The sequence below is a fragment of the Flavivirga aquatica genome, assembly GCF_001747085.1.
Taxonomy (GTDB): domain Bacteria; phylum Bacteroidota; class Bacteroidia; order Flavobacteriales; family Flavobacteriaceae; genus Algibacter_C; species Algibacter_C aquatica.
This window is the reverse complement of the sequence record NZ_MDJD01000043.1, coordinates 278792-304114: the sequence shown is the minus strand read 5'-3', so window position 1 is coordinate 304114 and position 25323 is coordinate 278792. Positions and strand designations below refer to the sequence as shown.

The following is a 25323-nucleotide window of genomic DNA, read 5'->3' as shown; positions in this document are numbered from 1 at the left end:
TATTTATTGAATGAAGCCAGCTCCAACGGTATTGTTTGATTGTGGGTCTATTAAAATAAATGATCCATTTGTTCTATGATCTTTAAATTGATCGTAAAAAATTGGCTTATTTAATTTAAATGTTACCGAAGCAATATCATTCACTCCTAATCCTGTAACATCTTTTTCAATTCCTGAATAATCTGGATTTATTTTATGATTAATAGTTGCAACTTTTGCTAAAACTTTATTAACTCCATGTTGTACTACATATTTTCCTCCTGTTGTTAATTGGCTAGCATCCATCCAACATACATTAGCTGTAAATTGCTTATCTATAGTTGGCAAATCATCTGCTTTAACAATCATATCTCCTCGACTTACATTGATATCATTTTCTAAGGTGATTGTTACCGATGAGCGTCTTGATGCGGTTTCGTATTTCTCGTCATAGAAATAAATTTCTTTAATCTTTGACTTAGTTTGTGATGGTAATACCACTATATCGTCTCCAACACTTAAATTACCTCCATATACTTTACCTGCATAGCCTCTAAAATCATGAAAATCTTCGGTTTTTGGGCGGATTACATACTGTACTGGAAAACGTGGTGTTCCTACATTGAATATATCAGATTTATCTAATTGCTCTAAATGTTCTAATAAAGCTTCTCCTTTATACCAAGACATTTTATCTGACTTATTCACTACATTATCACCTTTTAAGGCACTTACTGGAATGAATGTGATTTTTTGATCTTGATAATCTCTTTTACTCATTAGCGATTCAAAATCTGCTTTAATTTTATTATAAACATCTTCTGAATAATCAACTAAGTCCATTTTATTAACCGCTACAACAACATCTTTAATTCTTAGTAAATTATTGATAAAGAAATGACGATTAGTTTGCTCTATAACCCCTTTTCTTGCATCTATTAAAATAATTGATGCTTGAGATGTCGAGGCTCCTGTAACCATGTTACGTGTATATTCTACGTGACCTGGAGTATCTGCTATAATGTAACTTTTCTTTTTTGTTGAAAAATATATGTGAGCCACATCAATGGTGATACCTTGTTCTCTTTCTGCCACTAAACCATCTGTTGCTAAAGAGAAATCTAAATAATCGTATCCTCTTTGTTTACTGGTTTTTTCGATAGCTTCTAACTTATCTGTAGTTAATGATTTTGTATCGTATAGAATTCTTCCTATTAACGTACTTTTTCCATCATCTACACTTCCTGCGGTTGCTATTTTTAATACTTCCATTTTTATTGTAATGTTGGCTTTCTTCTATCTGCTTCAAGCCTAATTTGTATTCGTTTTAAAAGATTTCCGTACTCACGGAAATGATAACATTGTATTTCTAAAAATACCCTTGTTGTTTACGTTTCTCCATCGCTGCCTCAGAACGTTTATCATCTATACGTGCGCCACGTTCTGAAATAGTAGAATCTCTAATTTCTTCTACAACTTTAGAAATAGATACAGCATCTGATAATACTGCTGCTGTACAACTCATATCTCCTACCGTTCTAAAACGAACCATTTTTTCTAATACTTCTTCATTATCATCTCTATATACAATACCATCTTCTGCAGACCATATCATACCATCTCTTAAAAACACTTTACGTTTATGAGCAAAATATATTGATGGAATTTCAATATTCTCTCTTTCTATATAAGACCAAACATCTAATTCTGTCCAGTTAGAAATTGGGAATACACGAACATTTTGTCCATGCTCAATATCTCCATTTAACATATCGAATAATTCTGGACGTTGGTTTTTCTCATCCCATTGACCAAAATCGTCACGTACAGAAAAAATACGTTCTTTCGCTCTTGCTTTTTCTTCATCACGACGTGCACCACCTATACAAGCATCAAATTTAAATTCTTCGATAGCATCTAAAAGTGTGGTTGTTTGCAACATATTTCTACTTGCGTAACGCCCAGACTCTTCTTTTACTTTTCCTTCGTCTATAGAATCTTGTACATTTCTAACTATCAACTCTAAGCCTAATTCTTTTACCAAACGATCTCTAAATTCAATAGTTTCTGGAAAATTATGCCCTGTATCTATATGCATTAAAGGAAAAGGTACTTTTGCTGGGTAAAATGCCTTAACAGCTAATCTTACCAAAGTAATAGAATCTTTTCCTCCAGAGAATAACAATACAGGTTTTTCAAATTGTGCTGCTACTTCTCTCATGATATATATAGCCTCGTTTTCTAGCGAATTTATATGTGATGTATCTTTGCTCATAATCTTATTTTTATCATCCGCTATAAACACACAAATGATTTTCTTTTTATTTTTAACTATTTCATTTAAGCGTGTAATCCACACTCTCTATTTTCTAAAGCTTTTGTTGGGTCGAAATATTTAAACTCATTAGGTAAGTTATTTTCTTCTAAATATGTATCTAATTTTTCATCAGACCAATAATAGAATGGACTTACTTTTAAAACGCCATCTTTACTAACGCTAAAAATCCCAATACTATTTCTAAATGCTGTTTGCCCTTGACGTAGGTTAGTAAACCACACTTTTGGCTTATGCTCCTCCATCGCTCTTTTAAATGGTTCTAACTTTACCTGTTCTGTAAACAAAGCGTGCTCTGGAGCATCTATACTAGGAATACCCATAACTACATCTCTATGAGATGATGTTTGTTTTGGCACATACAAAGACACATTCAAATCTAAATCTTTAATAACTTGTTCTGCATGCTTGTATGTTTGCGGTGTATTATACCCTGTATCACACCATACTACTGGTATTTTAGATTCTATTACACTAACAGCATGTAAAATAGCTGCTTCATAGGGTCTAAAATTAGTAGTTACTACGGCTTCATTATTAAGATCAAAAGCCTTTTTTATAATTTCAGCAGGTGATGCTTCTTTATATTGTTGATTTAATTCGTCTATTTTATTTTGATCTATCATTATTTTCCCCATTTTATTGAATTCCAAACTCTTTCATGAAAAAAGTATAACACCATTTTTGTTACTAATTCTACAGATCCTATTGAAAATGCTAAGGTTAATTCCCCTGTTATTAACCATGAAATTAAAATAGTATCTAATGTCCCTATAGTTCTCCAACTTAACGATTTCACGATACTCCTTAAAGGTTTTTCGTTTACGCTATCCTCTTTATAAGTCGATTTTTCTTTGCTCTTTAATAACATTTGACTAATCATTTGTCGTTATATTATATTAATCCTATCAATTTAATAGGAATTACAAAAGTAAAACTTTTTTTCACATAACAATGTTAATAATCCATTTTTTAGAATAATAAATTATTTTAAAGGTAAACAGAAGAAAATAAATAGAGAAATATACTTCTTTTTAAGAAATCTTCACTTACTAAGAACCCGATAAATCAGCTAAGGTGGTGTTTTTGAATACACTTAGAGTTTTATCACGTACCTCTATCATGAGTTTATGTACACTACATTTATGCTCATCTGGACAGTCTTCACACTTTTCATAATAGTTTAAACTCACACATGGCACCATAGCAATTGGCCCCTCAAGAACACGCATAACATCTGTCATCTTAATTTCTGAAGGTGCTTCACGGAGATAATAACCACCATGTTTTCCTTTTTTAGATCCAAGAATACCAGATTTTCTTAATGTAAGAAGAATACTTTCTAAAAATTTTTGTGGAATTTGTTCACTTTTTGCTATCTCGCCTACTTGTACTGGTGAGTCTCCTTCACTTCTAGCAATATAAGTGAGGGCTTTTAATCCGTATTTTGTTTTTTTAGATAGCATGGCGCTAAGATACTTTTTTTAGCGAATTCTTTAAATTCTTTTAATGTGAATTTTGGTTATTGTCGTTTTATAGTCTTGGTAAAATGTATAATTTATGGTACTTTTCTAAAATAAATACTTTTTTTGTTAAATAAAGACCTTATTTAATCCAACTCTTTTAGTTCATACCAACACCTAAACCGCAAACAGTATGTTTCTATAAATAATTTTAAGCTTATTAAAAAGCCTTTAGCTTTAGTAAATCAACATATATTATACTAAACTATTCCATTGTTAGAAAACTTAAACCTAAAATGAATCTACAAAAACTAAATGATGAAATAGTATTAAGAGCTTTAGTAATTTTTATCGTTGGTACAATTTATAGAATACTTCTATCTTTTGGGCGTTGTTTTTTCTCGTTTGGTTTGGGATTTTGTAAACTGAGTAAAGCAATATACAATCAATCCGTACGACTGACTATTATACCAATCTTGCGATTTCTTAGCATTATAAGTAAGCTAAATGATATAAATATTCTTTTAATACCTCGCAAGCAATTAACTCTCAAAACTTACTCCTCAAAACAAACTAAAAGATAAATTAACTAAATAATTATTTCTAAACATTCGACAATCGTATTTTTAATTATAACACATATGTTATAGACTAAAATCAATATCTGCTCTATCATAAGTAGTAAAACATGTAATTTTAAACCTTTAAAATTATCACCCTTTAATAAACTATTAAAATGTTAAGACAAAAATTACTTTTACTTTTATTACTCCTTATTAGCACAAAAACTTTATTAGCTCAAAATCCATTAGTAACACATATGTTTACTGCAGATCCCACTGCACGTGTTTTTGATGGAAAATTATACATATATCCTTCTCATGATATTGTTCCTCCTAAAAATGTAAAAGCACCTCGATTTTGTATGCCCGATTATCATATTTTTTCTTTGGAAGAAGGCATCACTTTAAAAGATCACGGACCTATTTTAGACCAAAATGAAGTGCCCTGGGGAAAGAAAAACACCTATGGTATGTGGGCTCCAGATTGCATAAAAAAAGAAAACATGTATTATTACTACTATCCTGCTCCGCCCAAAGATGAATCTTCTTTTAGAAGAATAGGCGTAGGCGTTTCTAAAAGCCCAACAGGTCCTTTTAAATGGGAGAAAAATTATATTAAAGGTATTAGCGGCATAGATCCAGGATTATTTATAGATGATGATAATAAAACCTACCTATACTTTGGTGGTGGACAAGATTTATTTGTTAGTCAATTAAAAGACAATATGAAAGAAATAGCCTCAAAACCTATAAAAATCCAAGGTCTTCCTTCTGGCTACAAAGAAGGTTCTTTTACATTTAAAAAAGACGGTATTTACTATTTCACATTTGCTCATGTATTCCCTCAAGAAGGTTACACCATAGGCTATGCAACTAGCGACAATCCTAAGGGTCCATTTACATATAGAGGCAAAATAATGGACAATATTAGTAATGGCACCAATCATCATTCCATAGTTAATTATAAAGGTGATTGGATTTTATTTTATCACTGGTGGGATATTAGTGGCTACAACAAATTACGTTCTATACGCGCCGATTATGTAACGTTCATGAAAGATGGAACAATCAAAAAAGTAAAACCAACATTAAGAGGCATAGGTACAGCAATAATTGGAGACACCATACATATGGATAGGCATAGCGACATAGTTAACGCTAAAGTAGACTTTGTAGGAGGAAATGAACCTACTGGTTGGATGGTGAGTAATACCAAAATGAAATCATCTGTACGTTTTAATCGTGTTAATTTTGGAAAAGGTGAAGCAACAAAAATTAAAGCGCGTATAGCATGTGGACAGCGAATTGCTAGCTTTGAAATTTATATTGACAAATTGAAAGGGCAAAAAATAGCTGAGTTTCCGGTGGAATATACTGGAGGGTGGAATACATGGAAAACCATAGAGACTAATCTACTAGAAAAAACAACAGGAATTCATGATATTATTATTGTCTTTAAATCTGAATGGAATGTCGACAAAATTGCGAATTTAAATTGGATAAAATTAGAATAAAAAAATGCTTGCTAAAATATTCTTAATTTCATAACAAATAAAATAAACAAAAATAGCGAAATCACCTGTAAACACTGAATATTTACTAAAAAAGACAACAAATAAATTCATAAATACATAATTCACATCTTAACATACGTTATTTACTTTTTATAAAACACACTTAGTTTAAAAATTATTTAGAATTATTGAAATATTCAAACTAAGCTATTATTTATTAGTAATAAAATGAAGCAAAAACTCCTCTTAATAATTACAATATTTTTAAGCATATGTTTTACTAAAGCGCAAAATGATATATCTCCCTTAAAAAACCCTATTACTACAGAATATCTACAAAAAAACATTAAAAAATCATTACCTAGGCTAGTCTACACAAAAAAAATTGTAAAAAAGGTTAAATCTAAACTAAAAAAAGATCCCGTTTTACAAAATCTGTACACTGCAATCAAATTAAATGCTAATAATATATACACTCAACCTACTCTTAAAAGAGAAATTATAGGACGTAGAATGTTAGATGTTTCAAGAGAACTATTATACCGCATTAATATACTGGGCTTTATTTATCTAATGGAAGAAGACGAAAAAGCCTTACAAAGGATTAATAATGAATTAGTAGCTGTCTGTAATTTTACTAATTGGAATGCAAAACATTTTCTAGATGTAGGAGAAATGGCTTTAGGTGTTGCTTTAGCGCTAGATTGGACTCAAGGTAATCTTCCTAAATCCACCATAACATTAACAAAAAAAGCATTAATTGAAAAGGCATTAAAAATTACTTGGTTAAAAAATAAAAAAACATGGGGAATATCTAAAATCCACACCAATTGGAATCAAGTCTGTCAAGGCGGACTAATTGCAGCAGCTATTGCTATTGCAGACGATGATCCTGAATTAGCAGCAAAAACAATACATCGCGCCTTAGATGGTTTACCTAATGGTCTAAAAGCCTATGCTCCAGACGGCGCATATCCAGAAGGATCTACTTATTGGCAATATGCTACAAGTTATTCTGTAACAACTATTGAGATGTTCAAGAGTGCTTTTTGTACAGATTTTGGACATTATGATACGCCTGGTTTTAAAGAGAGTGCTTTATTTAGATCCCTATCTAATTCACATTCAGACTTAATATATAATTATTTTGATTGCCGACCTACAAGAAATAAAAATGGTGATATTATTTTAGCTTGGTTTGCTATGAAATCTGGAATTGATAATTTCTTTGAAAGAGAACGCTTTTTACTACCCTTAAAAGATATGGATAAGCTTTCCAGGTTTTCAGGCATTGCCATGTCATGGATAAGTGCCTACAAAGAAAAATCTAATATTGAAATCCCAACAGTTTGGAAAGGAGATGGTGTTAACCCTATTGCTATATTTAAATCAAGAAAAACAGATAAACACAAATACTTTTTAGGATGTAAAGGTGGAAAAGCAGGACTTAGCCATGGGAACATGGATGCTGGCTCGTTTGTTTTCGATTTAAATGGCGTACGCTGGTCATTAGACATCGCACAGCAAGATTACCACAAAATTGAAAAAACAGGCTTTAACCTATGGTCTAATGGTCAAAATGCTGACCGCTGGAAATTACTCTCAAAAAACAATTATGGTCATAGTACAATTACCATAAATAATGAAAAATTTAAAAGTAATGCGTTTGCTCCTTTAATAGACTTTAAAGAAAACGACCAACCTAAAGTTAGTTTTGATCTCACTTCTATGTATGGTGAAAACATAAAAAAAACTATCCGTAGTTTTATTAAAGATAGTCCAAGTTCATTATTAATTGAAGACACCCTAGAAACTTCTGAAAAAACTAAAACTATAACTTGGCAAATGATAACCACTGCTAATATTTCTATAAACAAGACTGGCGCTATACTTTCTAAAAATGGAAAAAAATTAAAATTAGAAAATTTATCGCATCCAGATTTTCCTGTCACTATTATTTCTCTATATCCAGCTCCATTAGAATTAGACAGTCAAATAAAGGGATTAAAGCGAATTGAAATACAAATTCCTGCTGAAAAAATAAAAACAGGAAATACAACTCTAAAAATTCGTCTTTCAGAATTATAGCTAAATACAAATAATCACAAATGATAAAAAGTAAATTCACACTTTTAAGCTTAATACTCATTTCTCTATTTTATAATTGTGCAGCAAATAAAATCCCTCATACTCCTCTAGCTAAAGATATAAAAGCTATAGCTGAAAAAGTAGCAAATTGGCAAATCGAAACTTTCGAAGACATGGGTAAATATCGAGCTTTACCTCCTCTTGAAAAAAGAAAAAAATGGCATCACAGAAACAGGTATCATGATCTTGATTGGACTACCGCAACACTATATACTGGAATGTACGAGTTTAGTAAAATTTCTGATGATAAAAAATACACGAAATGGCTTTTAGATATTGGTAATAGAAATGATTGGAAATTATTTAAAAGAGTTTACCATGCAGATGATCATGCTGTTGGACAGTTTTACCTGAACCTTTACAAAGATTCAAAAAACGAAACCATGATACATCCTACACAAAATCGTTTTGACTCCATAATAAATAGCGAAAAAGGTCAAAAATTCTTATGGCATTGGTCTGACGCTTTATTCATGTCTCCTCCTGTATGGGCTAGACTTGCTAACATAACTAAAAATAGTAAGTATTTAGAATTCATGGACAGACAATACCATAAAACTTACAACAAACTATGGGACAAAGAAGCCCAACTATTCTTTAGAGATAAATCATATTTTGATAAAACAGAAAAAAATGGAAAACACATATTTTGGTCTCGTGGTAATGGTTGGGTATTTGGAGGCCTTGCTTTAATCATTCCAGAATTACCTCAAAATTGGGAAGGCAAATCTTTTTATATTCATTTATTTAAAAACATTGCTAACACCTTAAAACATATCCAAAGAGAAGACGGCACTTGGTCTGGAGGCTTATTAGGTGATGAGAAAGACTATCCGAATATAGAAACTAGTGGTACTTCATTTTTTATCTACGGGATTGCATGGGGTATTTCAAATGGTATTTTGGATAAAACAAGCTACGAACCTGTTTTGTTTAAAGCATGGGAAAGACTTAGCAAATGTGTTAATAAAGAAGGCATGTTAGGTTATGTACAACCTGTTGGCGCTGCCCCTGGCGACAGCTATAAAGATTACACTGAGGTTTACGGCAGCGGTGCTTTTTTAGCAGCCAGTTCTGAAATGTACAAGTACCTAATTAAATATTATCCTAATAAAAATAAGTGATTTTTCGAAATGTATTTATTAAATCCAGCAGTAACATACATTTACTCAATACAACTTAAATCATCAATTTTTACTTGAAAGAATTTTCATTATTATTTATAATTTTGTAAATATTTTATATATATTGATAAAATAATAACTTATTTGTAATCAAATTATCCTTTAATTTGTTAAAAAAATGACTATTTATCAGTTTAAATACTTAAATTAGACACGATAAATAACTTTAAATAAATTAAATTATGAAAAAAACATTACACAAAATTCTATTATCATTATTAGCTATTATAGCTTTTTCTTCAAATCAATTAATAGCTCAACCATCATATACTTTTACAGCAGATGTAGAAAGCTGGACAGGTGGAGCTCAAGTTAACATAGCTCAAGCAGCTGAAACTGGGACTGATGGTGTTTTAAACGCTACTCCTTCTGGCAATATGCAATTCCCAAGATTAGATAGAATGGTAAGTATTGACGCTAGCATTATAAACAACTTAAAAATAGTTCTAAAAAATACGGGTGGTGCAGAAATGCTTAGATTAAGAGTAGCCAGCCCAGAAAACCCTGGAGGTGGTCAAAATAACTGGATCACAATTGCCGACATCTCATCTAATGACACTGATTTCAAAACTTACATCGTTAATGACATTTCTGCTGCCATAACAACAACACCTCCTAATGAATGGACGGGTACAGTTACAAATCTACAATTTCAATTCAAAAATGGAACTGACACATCTATAGGAGCAGACCCTATTCTAATTGATGAAATTAGTTTTTCAGGTACCCCATTCACATTATCTTTAAACGATGTTACTAAAGATGATGCTTCTGTAAGTGTTTTACCTAACCCGGTACGAGATGAATTAACAATAAAAGTACCTACTGCAGTTTCTAAAATTGAGATTTACAATATTTTAGGACAAAAAGCTTTAACTAAAATTGATAGTGATTTCTTAAATGTTAGTAGCCTAAGTAGAGGTATTTATATTGCTAAGATTTTTCAAGGAAACAAAATATCAACAAAGCGTTTTGTGAAAAATTAATCTATTATTTCACTGATTTGTATTTATTTAAAACAAATTAATAATAGTTTATAAATACAAAGAAGTCATGTTTTGTGAAAACATGACTTCTTTTTTTATTTTTTAGATAAACTATTTATCCCACTCCACTAATAATTCAGACATGATAACACAATTACCTCTTAGCAAAACTCTATCATTTTCAATAAGTTCGCACTCAACAACACCCCCTCTTTTAGATGCCTGATAACCTACCAATGTATTTTTAGCTAATTTTTCACTCCAATAATTAGCTAAATAACAATGTGCCGAACCTGTTACAGGATCTTCATCAATTCCTATTGCAGGACCAAAAAATCTTGAAATAAAATCATACTGATCGTTTAAAGATTTTGCTGTGATTACAAACGATTTTTTAGCGTGCGATAATAATAAATTTAAATCTGGCTTAAAATTTACAATTGACGCTTCATTACTCAATTCAATAACACACCAATCTTTATCTGTATTAATAGTTAAAGGTTTTTCTTTTAAAAATGCCTCTAAAAGCTCATCATCTCCTTCAAAAGCAGATAATTTACCCACAGGAAAATTCATTTCTAATCTATCTCCAACTCGACTTACCGTTAATATACCACTCTTAGTAGCAAACTCAATAGTATCAGTTTTTATAACATACTTTTCAAATAAAATTTTTGCAGTTGCAAGCGTCGCATGCCCACAAAGATCTACTTCTACTGTTGGCGTAAACCATCTTAATTGATAAACATCATTTTCTAAATAAACAAAAGCTGTTTCTGCCAAGTTTATTTCTTGAGCAATATCTATATACTCCTTATCTGTGAGTTTATGTTCTAAAACACAAACTCCTGCAGGATTTCCTTTAAATGGAATATCTGTAAATGCATCTACTGTAAAAATCCTCATGATAAACTATTCAATGCTTGTTCTAAATCTGCAATAATATCATCTACATGTTCTAAACCAACAGAACATCGCACCATACCATCTGTAATACCAGCCGCTAACTTCACTTCTGCTTCAACTTTAGCATGTGTTGTACTTGCTGGATGGGTTACTATAGTTCTTGTATCTCCCAAATTAGCAGATAGCGAACACATTTTAATGGCATCAAAAAACGCACGACCGCCTTGTATTCCTCCTTCAACTTCAAAAGCAACAATATTCCCTCCCAATCTCATCTGTTTTTTTGCAATATCATATTTTGGATGTGATTTAAGAAAAGGATATTTTACCCATTTCACTTTTGAATGCGCTTCTAAATAACTTGCCAATTTCAAAGCATTCTCGCAATGCTTTTCTACTCTAACAGCCAAAGTTTCTAAAGATTTTGATAACACCCAAGCATTAAAAGAACTCATTGCAGGACCAGTAAGTCTTGAAAATAAATAAATTTCTCTAATTAATTCCTTACTACCAACTGTAACCCCTCCTAAAACACGTCCTTGTCCATCCATTAATTTCGTAGCAGAATGAATAACTAAATCTGCTCCATGTTTAATTGGGTTTTGTAAATATGGTGTTGCGAAGCAATTATCTACAACCAACAATAAATCATGTTTTTTACAAATAGCACTTAAATATTCTAAATCTAATACATCAACTCCAGGATTAGTTGGTGTTTCTGCATAAATAAATTTAGTGTTTGGTTGAATTAAACCTTCAATACTTTCAACATCATTTATATTAAAATAAGAACATTCAATATTCCATTTTGGAAAATATTTGGTAAACAAACCATGAGTTGCGCCAAATACAGAGCTACAAGATACCACATGATCTCCTGCATCTAGCAAGGTTGCAAATGTTGAAAACACCGCAGCCATACCACTAGCAAAAGCAAAACCGGCTTCTGCACCTTCCATTAAGCACACTTTATTTACAAACTCATTAACATTAGGATTACTATAACGACTATATAAATCCCTTTGTTTTTCTTCAGCAAAAGAAGCTCTCATCTCTTCAGCATCATCAAACACAAAACCTGATGTTAAATATAAGGGTACAGAATGTTCTGAAAACTGTGTAGTCTCAGATTGCGTACGAATGGCTTCTGTTTCAAATTGTTTTTTGCTCATTATCTTTTATTTTTTTAAGACTATAAAAAACATTATTATAAAGATCTTTTTTTAAGATTTAACAATTTGTTTAAATTATTAATCTATTTAAAAGATTTCTTAGGTCGTATTCCTCTTCTAAAAACGAAATATTTATTGTCTATAATATAGTCTTATTTTTTTATTAAATATTTTATTAATTAATATGCTTAGAGAGCCTTAATATATCTCCAAATACACCTCTTGCTGTTACTTCTGCTCCTGCACCAGCGCCTTGAATAACTATAGGTTGTTCTCCGTAAGATTCTGTGAATATTTCAAAAATAGCATCAGATCCTTTTATTTGCCCTAAAGTACTATCATTAGGTACAGATACTAATTTAACTTCTAAATTTCCTTTGTCTTGAGATAAATCTCCAGATAAATCTCCAACATACCTCAACACATGTCCTTCTTCTTGTCCTTCTTTTATTTTCTGAAATTCATCATCTAAAACATTTAATTGTTTTAAAAACGAATCTACAGATATGTTTTGATAGGCTTCTGGAATTAAATTCTGAACTTCTACATCTTCAAACTCATTTTGCAAATCTAATTCTCTTGCTAAAATTAGTAATTTTCTAGCAACATCGTTTCCTGAAAAATCCTCCCTAGGATCTGGCTCTGTAAAACCTTTATCAACAGTTTCTTGAACAATTTCACTAAACGGTTTATCTTCAACAGAAAAATTATTAAACAAATAGCTTAGGGTTCCAGAAAACACGCCTCGAATTCTTGTTATATTTTCTCCAGATTCGTGTAATAATTTAATCGTATCAATTAGCGGTAAACCTGCACCAACTGTGGTTTCGTATAAATACTGTTTATTATGTTCTTTTAACTGTACTCTTAAATTCTTATAGAATTCATGAGAAATAGTATTTGCTATTTTATTAGACGATACTAAGTCGAAACCAGCTTCAACCAACGCTATATAATCTTGATAAAATGTAGCACTTGCTGTATTATCTACTGCTATTAAATTCTCTAAATGATTTTCTTTAGCAAAAGCAATAATATCTTGTATTGAACTTGTTTGAGATGTAGATTTTATAGCGTCTTCCCAATTAGTTTCTACACCATTTTTATTTAAAAGTAATTTTCTTGAATTAGCGATGGCAAAAACATTTAAATTGATGCCTTTACGCTTTTCTATATCGTCTTTAGATTTTAAAATCTGATTAATTAACGCGCCTCCAACACCTCCATGGCCAAAAATAGCTATGTTTATTTTCTTAGAAATCCCAAACACTTCACCGTGAATAACATTTACTGCTTTATGTAATTGATCTTTTTTAACTACTAAACTTACATTCTTTCCTGTTACTGTATTATTGAATAATAATGGTGTTATTTGGTTTTTAATTAAAGCATTAAATGGTTTATGAAATGAACTTAATTCGATACCTACAATAGAAATTACTGCTACATCGTCTACAACATCTATTTTATTTACGTCTTGCGAATAAAAATCACTTTCAAATTCACGCTCAAGCGCTATAACTGCTTGTGTTGCTTGATCTGCATCTATAATTAAACCTATGCCTCGCTCTGAAGAGCCTTGGGATACAATACTAACACTAATTCCGTAATTACTTAGGGCTTTAAATATTCTAGCATCTACACCAATTTTACCTAATAAACCTCGCCCTTCTAAATTCAATAGTGCCACATTATCTAATATGGATAACGAGGTTACTTCTTTGGTACTTGGTTTAGCGGTTATTAATGTACCTTCGTCTTCTGCATTAAACGTATTTAATATTCGTAAGTTTATATTTTTTTCTACTAACGGAATAATGGTTTTTGCATGCAAAACTGAAGTTCCAAAATTAGCTAACTCATTAGCTTCACTAAATGACAACTCTCTAATTTTTTGAGCATCTACAACCAAATCTGGATTTGCTGTATAAATACCATTTACATGTGTATAATTTTGTAGTTCTTCAGCATCTAAATAGTTAGCAATTAAAGCTGCGGTATAGTTACTTCCGTTTCTACCTAGTGTTGTGGTTTCGTTTTTTAAATTAGAAGCTATAAACCCCGTAACTACATTTACAACACCCTCATTTTCTTTAAAGTATGCTTTAGTATTTTCTTTAGATAATTTTGATAACGGTTGTGCATTACCAAAAGCTTCGTCTGTTTTTATTAATACTCTAGCATCTGTAGCTTTTGCTTCTATACCTCGCTCATTAAGTAAGCTTGAAATCAATTTAATAGATAATAATTCGCCTTGTGCTAAAATATTATCTTTTGTTTTCTTACTATAATCTCTTAATAAACTAACACCTTCAAACAGCTTATCTAAGGTTGTAAACTCTTCAGAAAAATCTATTGTTTTTAGTGGTTCTGCTTGATATGTTTTAAAGGCTTCTAAAGCTTCTTGATACGGTTCCCCTTTTATAGCCTTACCTAAAATAACTTCCAGATCGTCTGTTGCAGAACCTCTTGCAGACACCACTACACTTACACGCTCTCCTGCTTTTACTTTATTTTCTATAATTGAAAGGACTGTATTTAATCCTTTTCCATTTGCCAGAGATTTACCTCCAAACTTTAATACTTTCATGCGTTTTCTTTTTGAACTGGGTACAAAAATCCCTTCAATTATTTTTTCTAGTTGCTCGTATTCTATTAAAAAAGCATCATGCCCATGTACAGAATGTATCTCATTATAAGTGACATTATGATGCGTTAATGCGAGCTGTTTATGTGTTTCTCTATTTTCTTCTGCTGTAAAAAACATATCGGAATCGACACCCACAATATGAATGTTTGCCTGAATATTATCTAATACATTAAAATCTTCTTCCCTGCCTTTAGTTACATCAATGGTCTTGAGTAATTGATTCATTAATTTATAAGCAGACAATTGAAAACGTTCTTGCAATTTATTTCCATGATGCAACAACCAACTTTCAACATTAAAAATTTCTAAATCTTCATTTTTAGATCTATGGAAACGTTCTTTAAAAGACTCTGGTGTGCGATAACATAACATAGCATGCATTCTAGCATCGTGCACTGGGTTTTTAGAATTTAACAAGAATTGCTCTTGAATTTGGCAATTAGCAATTAACCAATCGGTAGATTTCCAATCGGTTGCAACAACTACCAAATGCTCTGTAAAATTAGGTTTTAAAACTGCCATTTCCCAAGCAATACCTCCTCCTAAAGAACCGCCAACTGTAGCAAAAACACTTTCTATATTTAATTGCTCTAAGCCTATTAAAAAAAGACTTGCAATATCTCTAGCCACGAAATCTTTGTAGTTATTAATAACAAAACCATCATAACCATTACCTGGAATATTAAATGCTAAAACGGTGTATAGATTTGTACCTATAACCTTGTCTTCTCCTATTAAATCTTTCCACCAGCCATTTTCTCCTGCAACTTCACTATTTCCCGTAAGCGCGTGATTAACCAAGACTAAAGGAGCACTACCTAAAGCTTTTCCAAAAAGCTGATAACTTAGTTTTATTTCAGAATTAATAACTTTACTCTCTGTGGTAAAGTCTTTGATAATGATATGTTGTAATGGATGTTCCAATTATTTATTTTTTTCTGAATACGTTACTAGATATAATAATATTAAATAGTAGCAAAAGCCGCTTTTAAATCGGCCTTTAAATCTTCTATATCTTCAATGCCAACAGACAATCTAATTAAATCTGCTGTCACACCTGCAGATTCTTGTTCTGCAGCATTCAATTGTTGGTGTGTTGTACTTGCAGGGTGAATAATAAGCGATTTTGTATCCCCTATATTAGCTAACAATGAAAACAACTTTGTATTATTTGCTATAGCTTTTCCTGCATCATACCCTCCTTTTGTACCAAAGGTAACAATTCCACTTTGTCCTTTTGATAAATACTTATCGGCCAAAGCCTTATATTTACTACTTTCTAACCCTGGATAATTTACCCAAGCAACCTCATCTTGAGTTTCTAACCATTTTGCCAATTCTAAAGCATTTTCACTGTGTTGCTTAATTCTAACTGGCAAGGTTTCTAACCCTTGAATAATTTGAAAGGCATTAAATGGACTCAAAGCGCCACCAAAATCTCTTAATCCTTCTAAAATTAATTTAAAAGTATAAGCAGCAGCACCTAACGTTTCATGATATACTAAACCATGATATCCTGCCGATGGTTCTGTAAACTCGGGAAATTTTCCATTAGCCCAATTAAAAGTACCCGCATCAATTATAGCGCCTCCTAGTGAGCTTCCATGGCCACCAATATATTTAGTTAATGAGTGGATAACAATATTTGCTCCATGTTTAATCGGGTTTAATAATGCTGGAGTAGCTACCGTATTATCTACAATAAATGGTACATCTGCAGCTTTTGAATGCTCAGCAATAGCTTCAAGATCTAAAACGTCTAATTTTGGATTCCCTAAAGATTCAACAAAAAATGCACGTGTATTGTCTTGTACTGCTGCTGCGAAGCTTTCTGGATTAGAAGCATCTACAAATGTCGTTGTAATACCTAATCTCGGTAAAGTTACTTTCAATAAATTATAAGTACCCCCATACAAACTACTAGAAGCTACAATATGATCCCCTGCTTTTAACAAAGTTAGTAAACCTGTTGAAATAGCCGAAGTCCCTGATGCAAAAACTACAGCACCTACACCTCCCTCTAAAGTTGCTAAACGCTGTTGCAGAATATCATTTGTAGGATTGTTCAACCTTGTATAAATAAAACCTAGTTCTTTTAACGAAAATAAGTTTGCTGCATGATCCGAATCATTAAAAACATAAGATGTTGTTTGATAAATAGGAACTGCTCTAGTACCTCCATTTACTTTAAAATCATGCCCTGCATGTAATGCGTCTGTTGCTAATTTTTTTGTACTCATTTTTCTAGTTTTTTGAGTTAATAAAAATACATTAATTCAAAAGTCAAAATGCACTTCTACAGTGTACTTATTAGAAAAATGTTATAAAGAAATCTTTAAATTACAGAAAGTAATTTTTTAGGTTATCTATCCAAACACCGATAAATGAATCGGTAATTCAAGTAGAATTTAGCACCTTCTTTAATAAGTTTAAAGGGTTGCTAAGGCTTCATCGGGTCTAATCCCTCCACCTTTCTTGATAACATTTCAGTAAGTTTTTGAACTTTGTGAATGCAAATATTCAGTTAGAAAAAGTTAATATCCAAATTTTTTAACTAAAATTTCACAAAAAATTATTTACCAACTAAATTAGCATGAAATTTATTTCTAATAACAAGCCCTATGGGTCTATCTTGAATTTTAGACTCTAACCACGAAATAATATCTAAATATAAAAAAGCTCTACTTTGATATGGATCGTTTTCAAACTCTTTTAATTTCTTATGGAGTTTAATGAATTCATTCTTAACTTCATGTGGATAAATATCTCCTAAGCCTCTTAAAAATTTAATAAATTCCTTCTGCACCTCATACAAATCTTCCATTTTAATTAAAAATTTATAGGTACTTCTAATTAAAACATCAAGATTATAATCTAAACCAGCTTCATAATGCGCTACTAAATTCAATATTCTTGAAAAACATAATAAATCTTCACGCATTTGTAATGATTTATTGCTAATTATTTTTTCTAAGAAATTAATACATTTTTTATTTTCTCCTGCACCAAAATACATACTTGCTATCTTATAATAAAATAACATAATATGATGTTCATCTATACGATCTTTATAATTTTTTAAACGCTCTAAAACCTCATCTATTAGAGGCAAACCTTCATCAAAACTACCTTCAATAAAATGAAGGTTAAATTTATTATTGTAAATATACAAGAATGCTAAGCCGTCAATATTGTCGTCTTTAGGAAACCAATCTTCTTTCTCAATGGTTTCTAGCTTCTCCAATGTTTCTTTAAATTTCTTATACTGCTTTAAATAAAACAACGCTTCTAATAAATAATGATTCCCTCTTAAAAAGAATACAGGGTTTAAAATAATCATGTCTTTATTTTTATAAAATAAATCCACCCACTTCGAAGCATATTTATAGCATGATAAAAAATCTTGAGTTAAAAAACTATACCATAAATGTGCTTTGTATAACCATAATTTTTCACGAAAGCCTAATGTGTTTATATTATACTTTGGTAATCTGGCATTAAAATATTCGGTGACACGCTTATTTTCAGCATCATTCTTCACATAACCTGTTTTCAAAAACAAACCATATAATTGTAATGATAAATTTGAAAGTTTACTTGCTAATACATTTTGTTGACTTAATTCTTTTGCTTGTACAGAAAGCTCATCTGCTCTATTATTAAGGCTACGCGTTATATATTGAGATTCTATTATTTTTTCAAACTCAACAATTTCATAAGCTACATTTTTTTCTTCATTAGCTATAGCTAAACTTTTGGCTTTATCAAGAATTTTTAAACTTTGTTTATAAAGTCCTTTATGATATAGTATAGAAGCAAAATCTAATTGTTCTCGAATTTGAATTCTAACATTTTGGTGCGATGGATTTAATCGTAAACTAATAAGAATTTGTTTATACAAGTGTGCTTTTAAATTTGAGAGCTGTTGTTTTTTCACAATACCCTTTTTTAAAATCACTGCTTCATCATACACTCCAAGCTTATCAAGAATATTAAAAAGCATCAAAAATTTAGAATCTTCATTTACCCCCAATCGTCCTACATAAAGCTTAAATTGCCTCTTTTCAGATTTGGATAGTGACTTTATTAGCACAAACAAATTATCTTTTTGCTCTCTTGTCATAGTTACAGAAACAGTGTTATTTTTTTGATTATCAATGCCTTAAATACTTAATCATGAAGTTAAACATCGTAAAAAGAGCATGATTAATTCTCCAATTACGAAACCAAAATATAAATTCGTATAACAATACAAAAATTTATTCTAAAGAAATGTCTGATAATCACGTCCAAATTTTTGACACTACTCTTCGAGATGGAGAGCAAGTTCCAGGTTGCAAGTTAAATACCGAGCAAAAATTAATCATTGCTGAACAGCTCGATTATTTAGGTGTTGATATTATTGAAGCTGGTTTTCCTGTTTCAAGTCCTGGTGATTTCCAATCTGTTCAAGCTATTTCTAAAATTGTAAAAAATGCGACAGTTTGTGGTTTAACGCGCTCTGTTGAAAATGATATAAAAGTAGCAGGTGAAGCATTAAAATATGCAAAAAAACCAAGAATACATACAGGTATTGGAACTTCAGAATCTCATATAAAGTTTAAATTTAAGTCTAATCAAGAAGACATTATCGAACGTGCAGTTAAAGCTGTAAGTTATTCTAAGTCATTTGTTGAAGACGTTGAGTTTTATGCCGAAGATGCAGGTAGAACAGACAACGAATATTTAGCGCGTGTTTGTGAAGCTGTTATTAAAGCAGGTGCAACTGTTTTAAATATTCCAGATACTACTGGATATTGCTTACCAAGTGAATACGGTGCCAAAATTAAGTACTTAAAAGAAAATGTAAAAGGTATTGACAAAGCTATTCTATCTTGTCATTGTCATAATGATTTAGGTTTAGCTACAGCTAACTCTATTGAAGGTGTAATAAATGGTGCAAGACAAATTGAATGTACTATAAATGGTATTGGTGAACGTGCAGGAAATACAGCTTTAGAAGAAGTTGTTATGATTTTAAAACAACACCCATATTTAAATTTAGATACTGGAATTAAAACAGAAATGCTTTATGGCTTAAGCCAACTAGTATCAGATAGCATGGGCATTTACACGCAACCAAACAAAGCTATTGTAGGTGCAAACGCATTTGCGCATAGTTCTGGAATTCATCAAGATGGTGTCATTAAAAATCGTGAAACTTACGAAATTATAGACCCAAAAGATGTAGGTGTTACCGAATCTGCTATTGTACTTACTGCAAGAAGTGGTAGAGCAGCATTAGCATATAGAGCAAAAAATATTGGATACGAATTAACAAAACTTCAGTTGGACGAAATTTATGTGAATTTCTTAGATTTTGCCGACAAAAAGAAAGAGATTATCGATTCAGATATTCATTATATAATAGAAAACAGCAAAGTATATAACGAAATTACTTCTGCTTAAATAAATTACCTATAACTTAGGTTATAGGTTTTAATTAAAACAATAAATGAAATTAAATATTGCCGTTTTACCAGGCGATGGTATAGGTCCAGAAGTTACAGCTCAAGCCGTTAAAGCCTTGAAAGCTATAGCTATGGAGTTTAACCATGTATTTACTTTCCAAAACGGATTAGTTGGAGCAATAGCTATAGACAAAACAGATAACCCGTTACCAGAAGAAACTATTAATATCTGTAAAAAAGCAGATGCTATTTTATTTGGAGCTATAGGAGACACCAAATACGACATAGATCCTAATGCTAAAATAAGACCAGAACAAGGTCTCTTAGGTATTCGTAAAAAACTTGATTTACACACAAATATTAGACCTATTATTGCTTATGATGATTTACTTACCAAATCCTCATTAAAAATAAAACAAATAAAAGACACCAATATTCTTATTTATAGAGAATTAACTGGAGGTATTTATTTTGGTGAAAAGAAACTAAGTGAAGATGGCAATACCGCTTCAGATATATGCCAGTATTCACGTCATGAAATAGAACGTGTAGCACATGCAGCTTTTCAAGCAGCAGAAGCTAGAAAAGGCAAACTAACATTAGTAGATAAAGCTAATGTTCTAGAAAGCTCAAGACTTTGGCGTAGAGTGGTTCAAGAACTAGAACCACAATACCCTAAAGTAACGCTAGATTATTTATTTATAGATAATGCTGCTATGGAGCTTATTATTAACCCTAGACAATTTGATGTTATTTTAACAGAAAACATGTTTGGAGATATTTTATCAGAAGAAGCAAGTGTTATAGTAGGCTCAATAGGTCTATTAGCATCGACCTCAATTGGAGAAAAACATGCCATGTTCGAACCCATTCATGGCGCTTATACAAAATCTGCAAATAAAGGTATAGCAAACCCTATTGCTTCCATTTTATCTGCCGCTATGTTATTAGACCATTTTGGCTTATACGACGAAGCTGCACGTATAAGAGAAGGTGTAGATAAATCCTTAAAGCTACACATAACAACACCAGATTTAAATACAAAATACGATAATATAAGTACTACAAAAGTAGGCGATTTCATTGAAGATTTTATTCATAATCCAGATGAAACCAACTTAAATTTTACCAATATACATCTAGGACAATCCACGATTATTTAATTATTTGAGTTAGTCACCAACAAATTAAACGAAACTTTTGGAAGAGTCCATAAAAGCGCATTGTAAACAATGCGCTTTTTAATGCTTAATAATTTGGGCGTAACCCAAAGGGTCAAACTATAGTATTATATTTTTTCTCGTACCTCAAAAAAAGGGTTTTCATTTCAACCCCTTACGCTAAAAACATGGTTTTATTTAATAGTCAATTTACAAAAATCACAAATTCATACTATAACTTTATTCTAATTATTGCTAAATCATCAGTTACAACATGATTCCATTTATCTTTTAGTCCTCGTATTTTTCTATCAAAAAAGTTATTAAACTCTGCTCCTTCATTAACCAATTAATAGATATTGGATGATTTCATTTTCTAATTTCTGTTTTGGATAAAATCCAGTTATTAATATTTTCTTCAAAAATATTAAGCGGTACAGCTCCAGAACGAAGAAATATATCATGAAACTCTCGTATATCAAACTGCTCTTTTAATGCTTTTCTTGCCTTTTCTCTCATTTTTAAAATATGTAACATACCCACTTTATAAGCTGTCGCTTGACCTGGCATAACAATATAACGCTCTATAGCTTTAGTACATCCATTTTTAGAACTTGGTGTATTATCCATTAAATATTGAATGGCTTGTTCTCTTGTCCATTTTTTCTCATGAATTCCAGTGTCTACTACTAAACGGCAAGCTCTCCATACTTCCATCGCTAGTCTTCCAAAATCGGAATATGGATCTGCATAAAACCCCATTTCTTTAGGTAATAATTCACAATATAAACCCCAACCTTCACTATAAGCTGTATAATGCGAATATTTTCTAAATTTTGGCAAATCGGTTAGTTCCTGAGAAATACTGCCTTGCATATGGTGTCCTGGAATACCTTCATGGTATGCTAAGGCTTCCATTTCGTAAATAGGCATATCTGCCATTTTATATAAGTTCGCATAAAATGTGCCTTTACGTTTACCATCTGGTGTTCCTCTTTGATAAAATGCCTTTCCAGCAGATTGTTCTCGCCATTCTTCAACAGCCTTTACCTGCATTCTAGCTTTAGGTTTTGTAAAAAACACCTCATCTAACCTAGATTCCATACTATCTACAATAGTTTGATATCCTTCAAGCATTTTATTTTTTCCTTCTTGACCATCTTCATAATAGAACTGCTTATCGTTTTTCATAAACTTAAAAAAATCTTGTAAAGACCCTTTAAAATTTACGGTCTTCATAATGGATTTCATTTCATCATGAATTCTTGCTACTTCTGTTATTCCTAAGTTAAAAATCTCGTCGCTTGTTAACTTTGTTGTTGTAATTTCTTCTAATCTATATTTGTAAAAATTTGCGCCATCTTTAAATTTCCATACTCCCGCATCGGTTGTTGCTTTTTGCTCTAATTCCTTTAAATAGCTAATCAAGTTTTTATAAGCTACTACAACATTATCTTTCACTGCTAATTCTGCATCTGCTATGATTTGCGCTTTTTCATCTTCTCTCAAATCAATATTCTCCAACTTACTTGTTAGATCTTTTACAAAAAGACTGTTACTAATATTAGAATCTCCTATAACATTCTGGCAATCGTTAAAAACATGAGCAAACACAAACTTAGGTGCTATAATACCTTTATCTGCTCTTATTTTTAAATTAATAATTAGTTCTTTAAATAAAGGTTTAACAGCTCGTAATCTGTTAACATAAGCTAAAGCGTCTTCTTTGTTTTCTACTTTATGCATATTTATCATAAAAGCAGGAATGCTGGATTGTAAACCTCGCATTTGATTTACAGGATATGTATAATGATTATATTTCGCGTAAGCTATTTGTCGCTCTAAATTTTGTTTGAATAATCTGTACGACAGGTGTGTTGACTGATCTAATTTAGTGGTATCAAATTTTAGCAAATCTGCCAAATCTGATTTTGCTGTTTCTATATTTTTTAATCGAAAAGCTTCTGAAATATCATTCAATTCACTCTGTCTATCCTTCCTTCCTAATCGAGATAACATTTGAGGTGAATCCATCAAATTACGTTCGAAAACAGTATCAAACCACTGATTTAATCGAGTAATTTCGTTAGAATCTATGTTGTTTATTTCTGGTTTCTTCGAATGATCTTGTTTGCAGCTAAAGAGTGTTATAATAAGAACGATTGATAAAAGATTTTTTAAGGCCATAGCTTGATTTGGTTTGCAGTTTTTAATTGATAACAAACAAATTAAGCGCTTTTTATTATAAAATCAAATTAATAAGACTAACGATAAAGGGAGCATATTGTCAAAACAAGGTTTAAGAAACAATTATACTTACTCCATAAAAAAGAAATTAATAAATTATTATGAAGACTCTACTCGTCTCATACAAAGCTCATCACTCAAGGATTAAATAGGATTTTACATATAAAATTAGAATGAATTTTATATGTAAAAACCCCTTATTTAAGATCAGATCTTAAATAAGGGGTTTTTTAAATAGCATATAGCCATTAATATCTATACCAACAAAAGAACTTATTCTGGAAACTTATCCCTAATCTTATCCAAACACAAATTATGAATACTCCCTACATGTGTATGTTTTTTAGAGGTATCTGGAACATAAGTACCATCCTGTACTTGACCACCAATTTTTTGATAAGCTTCTCTAAAACTCTGCCCTTCTACAACTAGTGTATTAATATTATCTACAGTAAATAAGTATTTATATAAATCACTGTTTATATCGACGTCTTTTACAATAATTTGCTGAATTGAATAATTAAAAATATCTAGAATATCTTTTATTTCTTCAAAAGCAGCTATGATATTTTCTTTTAACAACTGAAAATCTCTATGGTAACCACTTGGTAAATTATTAGTAATTAAAATCATTTCGCTTTGTAAAGCTTGTATTTTGTTACACTTCCCTCGAATTAATTCGAACACATCTGGATTCTTTTTATGAGGCATAATACTACTCCCTGTAGTTAACTCGTCTGGAAAAGATATAAAACCAAAATTCTGACTCATATACAAACATACATCCATAGCAAAACGCGCCATAGTATTACTTAAACCTCCAAGCGCTGCCGCAATAGTACGCTCGTTTTTACCTCTACCCATTTGTGCTGCTACCACATTATATTTTAAGGTTGCAAATTCCATTTCTTTAGTAGTCAATTCCCGATCTATTGGAAAAGAACTTCCATAACCCGCTGCCGATCCTAACGGATTTTGATCTACCGTTTTTATGGCTGCATTTAATAAATACACATCATCAATCATAAGTTCTGCATAGGCAGAAAACCATAAACCAAAAGATGATGGCATAGCTACTTGTAAATGTGTATATCCTGGCAACACTTTATCTTTATACTTATCGGCTAAGCTTAAAAGCGTATCAAAAAGTGTTTGCGTTTTTTCTTTTACAATACTTAAATGATCTTTATAATATAAATTAAGTGCTACTAAAACTTGATCGTTTCTAGAACGTGCTGTATGGATTTTTTTACCAACTTCTCCTAAAGACTTTGTAAGTTCGAATTCTATTTTAGAATGTACATCTTCAAATTGCTCATCTATAACAAATGTTCCGTTTTCAATTTGTGTTTCTAAAACTTTTAAACCTCCTAATAAATCAATTAATTCTTCAACAGAAATAATTCCGATTTTTTGAAGCATCTTAGCATGTGCTCTAGAAGCTATTACATCGTACTTTGCTATATGAATATCTATTTCCCTGTCGTTTCCAACTGTAAATTGTTCTATTTTTTTATCTATTGATATACCTTTGTCCCAGAGTTTCATTTCTTAAAAATGTTTATT

18 protein-coding genes and 1 riboswitch are annotated in these 25323 nt (G+C 31.2%); of the genes, 6 read left to right on the top strand and 12 right to left on the bottom strand.

The window, feature by feature from the left end:
• Positions 1 to 3: 3 nt before the first annotated feature.
• The 5 genes from A8C32_RS10835 to A8C32_RS10815 form a co-directional block, all read right to left on the bottom strand.
• Positions 4 to 1251, bottom strand: coding sequence for a sulfate adenylyltransferase subunit 1 (locus tag A8C32_RS10835; RefSeq protein ID WP_069830435.1), 1248 nt, complete (start codon positions 1249 to 1251; stop codon positions 4 to 6).
• Between the two features lie 97 nt (positions 1252 to 1348).
• Positions 1349 to 2254, bottom strand: a complete 906-nt coding sequence (gene cysD, locus A8C32_RS10830; RefSeq protein ID WP_069830434.1) for a sulfate adenylyltransferase subunit CysD — start codon at positions 2252 to 2254, stop codon at positions 1349 to 1351.
• A 65-nt stretch (positions 2255 to 2319) separates the two neighbouring features.
• A complete protein-coding gene (locus A8C32_RS10825) occupies positions 2320 to 2940 on the bottom strand; it encodes a phosphoadenosine phosphosulfate reductase domain-containing protein (RefSeq protein ID WP_069830433.1) in 621 nt (206 codons plus the stop codon).
• Positions 2940 to 3185 carry a DUF2061 domain-containing protein gene (locus A8C32_RS10820; protein ID WP_432416493.1) on the bottom strand — a complete coding sequence of 82 codons (246 nt, stop codon included), beginning with the start codon at positions 3183 to 3185 and terminating at the stop codon, positions 2940 to 2942. The genes A8C32_RS10825 and A8C32_RS10820 overlap by 1 nt, the downstream gene beginning before the upstream one ends.
• A gap of 181 nt (positions 3186 to 3366) precedes the next feature.
• Complete coding sequence (locus A8C32_RS10815) at positions 3367 to 3780, bottom strand: RrF2 family transcriptional regulator (RefSeq protein WP_069830431.1); 414 nt, start codon at positions 3778 to 3780, stop codon at positions 3367 to 3369.
• Positions 3781 to 4513: 733 nt separating this feature from the next.
• On the opposite strand from A8C32_RS10815, the gene A8C32_RS10810 reads away from it, so the two are divergent.
• From A8C32_RS10810 to A8C32_RS10795, 4 genes are all read left to right on the top strand, one after another.
• Complete coding sequence (locus tag A8C32_RS10810) at positions 4514 to 5854, top strand: family 43 glycosylhydrolase (RefSeq protein WP_069830430.1); 1341 nt, start codon at positions 4514 to 4516, stop codon at positions 5852 to 5854.
• A 228-nt stretch (positions 5855 to 6082) separates the two neighbouring features.
• Complete coding sequence (locus A8C32_RS10805; RefSeq protein WP_069830429.1) at positions 6083 to 7942, top strand: heparinase II/III domain-containing protein; 1860 nt, start codon at positions 6083 to 6085, stop codon at positions 7940 to 7942.
• Positions 7943 to 7962: 20 nt separating this feature from the next.
• Positions 7963 to 9126: a glycoside hydrolase family 88/105 protein gene (locus tag A8C32_RS10800; RefSeq protein ID WP_069830428.1), complete on the top strand. Its 1164-nt coding sequence runs from the start codon at positions 7963 to 7965 to the stop codon at positions 9124 to 9126.
• Positions 9127 to 9368: 242 nt separating this feature from the next.
• Positions 9369 to 10172 carry a T9SS type A sorting domain-containing protein gene (locus A8C32_RS10795; RefSeq protein WP_069830427.1) on the top strand — a complete coding sequence of 268 codons (804 nt, stop codon included), beginning with the start codon at positions 9369 to 9371 and terminating at the stop codon, positions 10170 to 10172.
• 111 nt (positions 10173 to 10283) lie between these two features.
• Here A8C32_RS10795 and A8C32_RS10790 read toward each other — a convergent pair whose 3' ends face one another.
• The 5 genes from A8C32_RS10790 to A8C32_RS10770 all read right to left on the bottom strand — a co-directional run bounded on the left by A8C32_RS10790 (position 10284) and on the right by A8C32_RS10770 (position 19023).
• The gene (locus A8C32_RS10790; protein ID WP_069830426.1) at positions 10284 to 11078 is read right to left on the bottom strand and encodes a PhzF family phenazine biosynthesis protein; all 795 of its coding nucleotides are present in this window, start codon (positions 11076 to 11078) and stop codon (positions 10284 to 10286) included.
• Positions 11075 to 12250 (bottom strand): trans-sulfuration enzyme family protein, encoded by a 1176-nt coding sequence (locus A8C32_RS10785; RefSeq protein WP_069830425.1) that lies wholly within the window; start codon positions 12248 to 12250, stop codon positions 11075 to 11077. Before A8C32_RS10785 ends, A8C32_RS10790 begins: the two co-directional genes overlap by 4 nt.
• A gap of 175 nt (positions 12251 to 12425) precedes the next feature.
• The gene (gene thrA, locus A8C32_RS10780; RefSeq protein WP_069830424.1) at positions 12426 to 15824 is read right to left on the bottom strand and encodes a bifunctional aspartate kinase/homoserine dehydrogenase I; all 3399 of its coding nucleotides are present in this window, start codon (positions 15822 to 15824) and stop codon (positions 12426 to 12428) included.
• Between the two features lie 41 nt (positions 15825 to 15865).
• Positions 15866 to 17140 (bottom strand): O-acetylhomoserine aminocarboxypropyltransferase/cysteine synthase family protein, encoded by a 1275-nt coding sequence (locus tag A8C32_RS10775; protein WP_069830423.1) that lies wholly within the window; start codon positions 17138 to 17140, stop codon positions 15866 to 15868.
• Positions 17141 to 17259: 119 nt separating this feature from the next.
• Positions 17260 to 17385: riboswitch (SAM riboswitch) on the bottom strand.
• Between the two features lie 87 nt (positions 17386 to 17472).
• Complete coding sequence (locus tag A8C32_RS10770) at positions 17473 to 19023, bottom strand: hypothetical protein (RefSeq protein ID WP_069830422.1); 1551 nt, start codon at positions 19021 to 19023, stop codon at positions 17473 to 17475.
• Between the two features lie 149 nt (positions 19024 to 19172).
• Between A8C32_RS10770 and A8C32_RS10765 the strand changes: the two genes are divergently transcribed.
• Both A8C32_RS10765 and leuB read left to right on the top strand, forming a co-directional pair.
• Entirely contained in the window at positions 19173 to 20348 is a 1176-nt protein-coding gene (locus A8C32_RS10765; RefSeq protein WP_083253321.1) for a 2-isopropylmalate synthase, read from the top strand.
• Between the two features lie 46 nt (positions 20349 to 20394).
• Positions 20395 to 21513, top strand: coding sequence for a 3-isopropylmalate dehydrogenase (leuB, locus tag A8C32_RS10760; RefSeq protein WP_069830421.1), 1119 nt, complete (start codon positions 20395 to 20397; stop codon positions 21511 to 21513).
• Positions 21514 to 21879: 366 nt separating this feature from the next.
• Here leuB and A8C32_RS10755 read toward each other — a convergent pair whose 3' ends face one another.
• Positions 21880 to 23697 (bottom strand): DUF885 domain-containing protein, encoded by a 1818-nt coding sequence (locus A8C32_RS10755; RefSeq protein WP_069830538.1) that lies wholly within the window; start codon positions 23695 to 23697, stop codon positions 21880 to 21882.
• A 333-nt stretch (positions 23698 to 24030) separates the two neighbouring features.
• A complete protein-coding gene (gene argH / locus A8C32_RS10750) occupies positions 24031 to 25305 on the bottom strand; it encodes an argininosuccinate lyase (RefSeq protein WP_069830420.1) in 1275 nt (424 codons plus the stop codon).
• Positions 25306 to 25323 lie beyond the last annotated feature (18 nt).

What these genes read in the sequence shown, in the direction of transcription:
- A8C32_RS10775 (WP_069830423.1), bottom strand. Translation starts at nt 17,140, where the DNA reads ATGAGTACAAAAAAATTAGCAACAGACGCATTACATGCAGGGCATGAT.
- A8C32_RS10835 (WP_069830435.1), bottom strand. Translation starts at nt 1,251, where the DNA reads ATGGAAGTATTAAAAATAGCAACCGCAGGAAGTGTAGATGATGGAAAA.
- A8C32_RS10825 (WP_069830433.1), bottom strand. Translation starts at nt 2,940, where the DNA reads ATGATAGATCAAAATAAAATAGACGAATTAAATCAACAATATAAAGAA.
- A8C32_RS10765 (WP_083253321.1), top strand. Translation starts at nt 19,173, where the DNA reads ATGTCTGATAATCACGTCCAAATTTTTGACACTACTCTTCGAGATGGA.
- A8C32_RS10810 (WP_069830430.1), top strand. Translation starts at nt 4,514, where the DNA reads ATGTTAAGACAAAAATTACTTTTACTTTTATTACTCCTTATTAGCACA.
- A8C32_RS10800 (WP_069830428.1), top strand. Translation starts at nt 7,963, where the DNA reads ATGATAAAAAGTAAATTCACACTTTTAAGCTTAATACTCATTTCTCTA.
- argH (WP_069830420.1), bottom strand. Translation starts at nt 25,305, where the DNA reads ATGAAACTCTGGGACAAAGGTATATCAATAGATAAAAAAATAGAACAA.
- A8C32_RS10755 (WP_069830538.1), bottom strand. Translation starts at nt 23,697, where the DNA reads ATGGCCTTAAAAAATCTTTTATCAATCGTTCTTATTATAACACTCTTT.
- A8C32_RS10805 (WP_069830429.1), top strand. Translation starts at nt 6,083, where the DNA reads ATGAAGCAAAAACTCCTCTTAATAATTACAATATTTTTAAGCATATGT.
- A8C32_RS10785 (WP_069830425.1), bottom strand. Translation starts at nt 12,250, where the DNA reads ATGAGCAAAAAACAATTTGAAACAGAAGCCATTCGTACGCAATCTGAG.
- A8C32_RS10795 (WP_069830427.1), top strand. Translation starts at nt 9,369, where the DNA reads ATGAAAAAAACATTACACAAAATTCTATTATCATTATTAGCTATTATA.
- cysD (WP_069830434.1), bottom strand. Translation starts at nt 2,254, where the DNA reads ATGAGCAAAGATACATCACATATAAATTCGCTAGAAAACGAGGCTATA.
- A8C32_RS10790 (WP_069830426.1), bottom strand. Translation starts at nt 11,078, where the DNA reads ATGAGGATTTTTACAGTAGATGCATTTACAGATATTCCATTTAAAGGA.
- A8C32_RS10815 (WP_069830431.1), bottom strand. Translation starts at nt 3,780, where the DNA reads ATGCTATCTAAAAAAACAAAATACGGATTAAAAGCCCTCACTTATATT.
- leuB (WP_069830421.1), top strand. Translation starts at nt 20,395, where the DNA reads ATGAAATTAAATATTGCCGTTTTACCAGGCGATGGTATAGGTCCAGAA.
- A8C32_RS10770 (WP_069830422.1), bottom strand. Translation starts at nt 19,023, where the DNA reads ATGACAAGAGAGCAAAAAGATAATTTGTTTGTGCTAATAAAGTCACTA.
- A8C32_RS10820 (WP_432416493.1), bottom strand. Translation starts at nt 3,185, where the DNA reads ATGTTATTAAAGAGCAAAGAAAAATCGACTTATAAAGAGGATAGCGTA.